Source organism: Psychrobacter sp., assembly GCF_035469765.1.
Taxonomy (GTDB): domain Bacteria; phylum Pseudomonadota; class Gammaproteobacteria; order Pseudomonadales; family Moraxellaceae; genus Psychrobacter.
On the sequence record NZ_DATIRM010000357.1, the window covers coordinates 1 to 4,266 of the forward strand.

Sequence of the window (4,266 nt, forward strand, 5' to 3'; positions counted from 1 at the left end):
TTTAGCTATTTATCAGGTTCTGATTTTCTAAAAAGGTTGCGCTATACTATAGCGCAACCTTTTTTATTGTAGATAGTACTACTAAAAAATTAAAACAGATGAGCGACATCCGATGTTTACCGTCTATGTTCATGCCTAATATCATTATAAAAGGATTTATATTATGTCAGCACTGCTTAATATCACAGAGCCAAATAACAACACTAGCAATGACAACGATTTTTTAGCCTCATTAACGACTGATGCCACAAAAAAATACAGCCGTGAGCAGATTGCTCAATTGTTCGATTTGCCGTTGATGGATTTGTTACTGCAAGCTCAAACCATACATCGTCAAAACTTCAACGCTAATGAAGTACAAATCAGCACCTTATTATCCATTAAAACGGGTAACTGCCCTGAAGATTGTGGCTACTGCTCACAATCCGGTCACCACCGCGATACTACCAAGCTACAAGCAGAAAAACGTATTGAGGTCGATAAGGTCATTGCTGCTGCCAAACGTGCTAAAGCCACTGGCTCGTCACGCTTTTGTATGGGCGCGGCATGGAAGCACCCAAGTGCTAAAGACATGCCTTATGTGGTCGAGCTGGTCAAAGAAGTCAAAGCCTTAGGGCTTGAAACCTGCATGACTTTGGGTATGCTAGATACGGAGCAAGCGACGCAGTTGGCAGATGCAGGACTGGATTACTACAATCATAATTTAGATACTTCAAGAAGTTACTACGAGCAAGTAGTCAGTACGCGCAGCTACGATGAGCGTCTAGATACCATTGCAAACGTACGTAACTCAGGTATCAATGTCTGTAGCGGCAATATTGTCGGTATGGGTGAAAGCCGTGATGACCGTATCGATTGGGTACATGAGCTGCTAAAAATGCCCAAAGCACCAGAATCTATTCCGGTTAATTTATTGGTTCCTATCGCAGGGACGCCGATTGGCGATCGAGTGCTTGCAGAAGGTCAGCTGTCAGTCCTTGAGTGGATTCGCACTATTGCTGTGACGCGTATTTGCTGTCCAAGTAGCTATGTACGCTTATCTGCTGGACGCGAAAGCTTGTCAGACTCTGAGCAAGCATTGGCATTTATGGCAGGTGCAAATTCGTTCTTTTATGGTGACAAACTGCTTACAACTGGTAATGCCAGTCAATCAGGTGACGATAGATTGATGCGTGAGCTTGGTTTGACTAAGCAGTTTGCTGCTCCTCGTGCACCAAAGCAAGTACCGGTCATGGACGCCATGAGTGGTCATCAATCACAAGTGGTGTTGGCTGAGTAGTTTTGGCATAACGCTACCATTATGGGATCATCTGCGCTAAGCTTGCCCGCATTTATTATTGTTAAAAATAACCAAAGAGACTCTAGCATGGCAGATTATTTTAACTGGATTAAAGCGGCGCATATTATTTCGGTAGTGACGTGGTTTGCGGCAATTTTCTACTTGCCGCGCTTGTTTGTCTATCATGCGATGAGCGATGACAAGGTCAGTCACGATCGTTTTATCATCATGGAGCGCAAGCTATATCGTGGTATTATGACGCCGTCTATGATAGCAACGTGGACATTTGGGTTGTGGATGGTGTACTTGGGCTGGGATGTTTATAAAACCCAAGGCTGGCTACATGTAAAGATTTTCTTAGTTATTCTACTGTCCGCTTATCATGGTGCTTGTGGTTTTTATCGTAAAAAACTCGTTGATAGTCCTCAATATAAGTCGCATGTTTTTTGGCGATGGTTTAATGAAATACCTGTCTTTGCTTTGGTGACTATTGTTATTTTAGTAGTGGTAAAACCTTTTTAACCTGATATAAAGCAGTGCCACTATAGTCAGGGAAAAGCAATATCGATACATAACGTACTGCTGATATCAATTTTTCTTGCTTGCTGTGCCTACGCAGACAGAGGCTGCAAAAATTTATACCAGCAGTACTGTAGCGTTTCTAAGGTATTTTAACTATATAATTAAAAAAGCGTCCGCAAATTAAATTTACGGACGCTTTTTTTTGCTTAAAAACACCATCACTAAGTGCTATGACTTAGTAAAATCATTTTTACACGCTTGGGCGCATGATTTGATAAACATTGCTCAAATCATAGACACGATAGCGTGCTGGCTCACGGCGGCTCTCGCCAGCATAGCTGAGTATCAGCGCTTGCTTTGCTTGCTCATCAACCCAGCCGACAAACAAACCACTGTGCTCAATGCCATTATAGCCATGGTTAATATAGTAGAGCCAATCACCGGCTTCTATCTCACCACTATTGGCATATGGACCTTGACCATAGGTGCCTTTATGTATGGTATCGCGTGTGACACCTGCGCGCTTAAACACAGCATTTAGATAGTCCCAGCAGCCGCCTTGAATAATGGTGCGCTCATTTAACGCCATTTTACGGGCAGTGCTAATTACCTCACGGGCAGCGATACTGCTCTGCATCTCAGCACTACTTAATAGCGGCAAATGCTCGCTATCGACATTATCATAATTGCCTGATAAAAATGCGGGCAAAACTGGTGATGCTTGGCGTCGCACTTCAGGATAACGATAATTAGTTTGGGTGTTACCGACATAAGCATTTTGGTTAGAGTAACTTTTATTAGAGTAGCGGCTATTAGAATAACTTGGTTGCGTATAGCTTGTATTTGAGCGATAGCTAGCAGAGTTATCAGCACGTTGGATAGTAGATCGCGTACTGATTTTAGCAGCAGGAACAGCGGCGTAAGATGGTGTATAGCGGGCGCTATAATCTGGTTGAGAATACTTTTGAGCAATTAAGCTGCTCATACTATCGGCGTGAACTTGACCGACTGCCCCCAGAGTAAGTAATAATGCACTGCACGACGTTGTGATTGACCAAATGGGCAAACGCGACATGATTAGCTCCTTGTCAATATAGTATCAATAACCGTAGTAGCGATAACCGTATCAATTATTAGTATGATGAGATTTTTCAATCTTACTTATAAACTATTTGGGCAGGAAGCTGCAAGCCTTATTACTTTGAAAAAGGCGATAAAAAGTATTCATATAGGGATAAGCGGTAAATAGAAGGGAAAAATACCATATTAAAATAGGCTTTGAGGTTTGAAAAGTTTTATGTCAGTGCATTAATCAGTGCTCATTTTGATATTGGCATGACGTTTGGTCAGTGCTTGACCTTGTAGAATAGCTTTTGCTGCTTTGGCTTCTTGCAGGTTATCAAAGCCACTAATATGATATTTACGATTATCATCCGCATCCGTAATCGCTAACTGCTCACCTGTTAAAATGATTTTGTCGCTATCTATCAGTTGAATATGTTCACGCTTGCCATGATTTTCATGTACCAGTTCACCAGCACGCACCCATAAGATGCCACTACTAATATTACCTGCCATCGCTTTTTTATGCTGTTGGCGCTGCCGATTAAAAAAGAAACTACCAATAATAAGTAGTGCCAGAGCGCCGATAGCCAAGCGCTCAGGCAGCACACTCATTGCCATAGCAACCGCCACTGCCCCAATCAGTAATGCGAAGCCAAACCAAAATAACCCATTGTCAGCCGTGCTAGGCTGATCTTGCAAAGTGATTTTGGCGCCGTCATCAGTCAGCTTAAGCATGCACGATTACCTATGAAAGAGCAGTGAAAATATTATGAAAATACCGGTAGTAAGCCATATACGGTCTTATATAACTACCAGCCTAGAGCAGTTTTTTGCATAGCAATAAGCTCAGCGATGCCTTTTTCGGCAAGAATCAGCATATCATCAGCTTGGGCACGAGTGAATGGCTTTTCTTCCGCTGTACCTTGTAACTCAATGAACTCGCCTTTTTGGGTCATCACCACGTTCAAATCTGTATCACAGCTGACATCTTCTTCGTAATTTAAATCCAGATAAGCTTCGCCATCTTTCATACCGACAGAAACTGCTGCCACCAAACCAATCAGAGGATCAGCTTTAAGCTTTTTGGTTTTTTGTAGGCTTTCTAGCGCATCAATAAGCGCAACCGCTGCACCCGTCACACTCGCGGTACGAGTACCGCCGTCAGCTTGCAATACATCACAATCAAGATAAATGGTATTTTCACCAAGCTTACTCAAATCAATCATGGCACGTAGACTACGACCAATCAAACGCTGAATCTCTTGGGTACGACCTGATTGCTTACCGCGTGCCGCTTCGCGCTGGTTACGAGTATTAGTCGCGCGTGGTAGCATACCGTATTCAGCCGTGATCCAGCCTTTGCCTTTACCCTTGAGCCAACGTGGTACCCCAGACTCTAC

The 4,266-nt window shown here is 43.0% G+C and carries 5 protein-coding genes; 2 read left to right on the forward strand and 3 right to left on the reverse strand.

What is annotated here, in order from left to right; all coding sequences use genetic code 11:
- Nucleotides 1–163: 163 nt before the first annotated feature.
- On the forward strand, nucleotides 164–1,279 hold the full coding sequence (bioB, locus tag VLN09_RS09810) for a biotin synthase BioB (protein WP_325246049.1): 1,116 nt from the start codon (nucleotides 164–166) through the stop codon (nucleotides 1,277–1,279).
- Nucleotides 1,280–1,366: 87 nt separating this feature from the next.
- On the forward strand, nucleotides 1,367–1,801 hold the full coding sequence (gene hemJ, locus VLN09_RS09815) for a protoporphyrinogen oxidase HemJ (protein WP_325246051.1): 435 nt from the start codon (nucleotides 1,367–1,369) through the stop codon (nucleotides 1,799–1,801).
- A gap of 250 nt (nucleotides 1,802–2,051) precedes the next feature.
- Here the strand turns inward: hemJ and VLN09_RS09820 are convergent, their stop codons facing one another.
- From VLN09_RS09820 to rph, 3 genes are all read right to left on the reverse strand, one after another.
- Nucleotides 2,052–2,876 (reverse strand): hypothetical protein, encoded by an 825-nt coding sequence (locus VLN09_RS09820; protein WP_325246053.1) that lies wholly within the window; start codon nucleotides 2,874–2,876, stop codon nucleotides 2,052–2,054.
- A gap of 233 nt (nucleotides 2,877–3,109) precedes the next feature.
- On the reverse strand, nucleotides 3,110–3,601 hold the full coding sequence (locus tag VLN09_RS09825) for a hypothetical protein (RefSeq protein ID WP_325246055.1): 492 nt from the start codon (nucleotides 3,599–3,601) through the stop codon (nucleotides 3,110–3,112).
- 74 nt (nucleotides 3,602–3,675) lie between these two features.
- Nucleotides 3,676–4,266: ribonuclease PH (gene rph, locus VLN09_RS09830; protein ID WP_325246057.1), on the reverse strand; the 591-nt coding region annotated here is incomplete at its 5' end.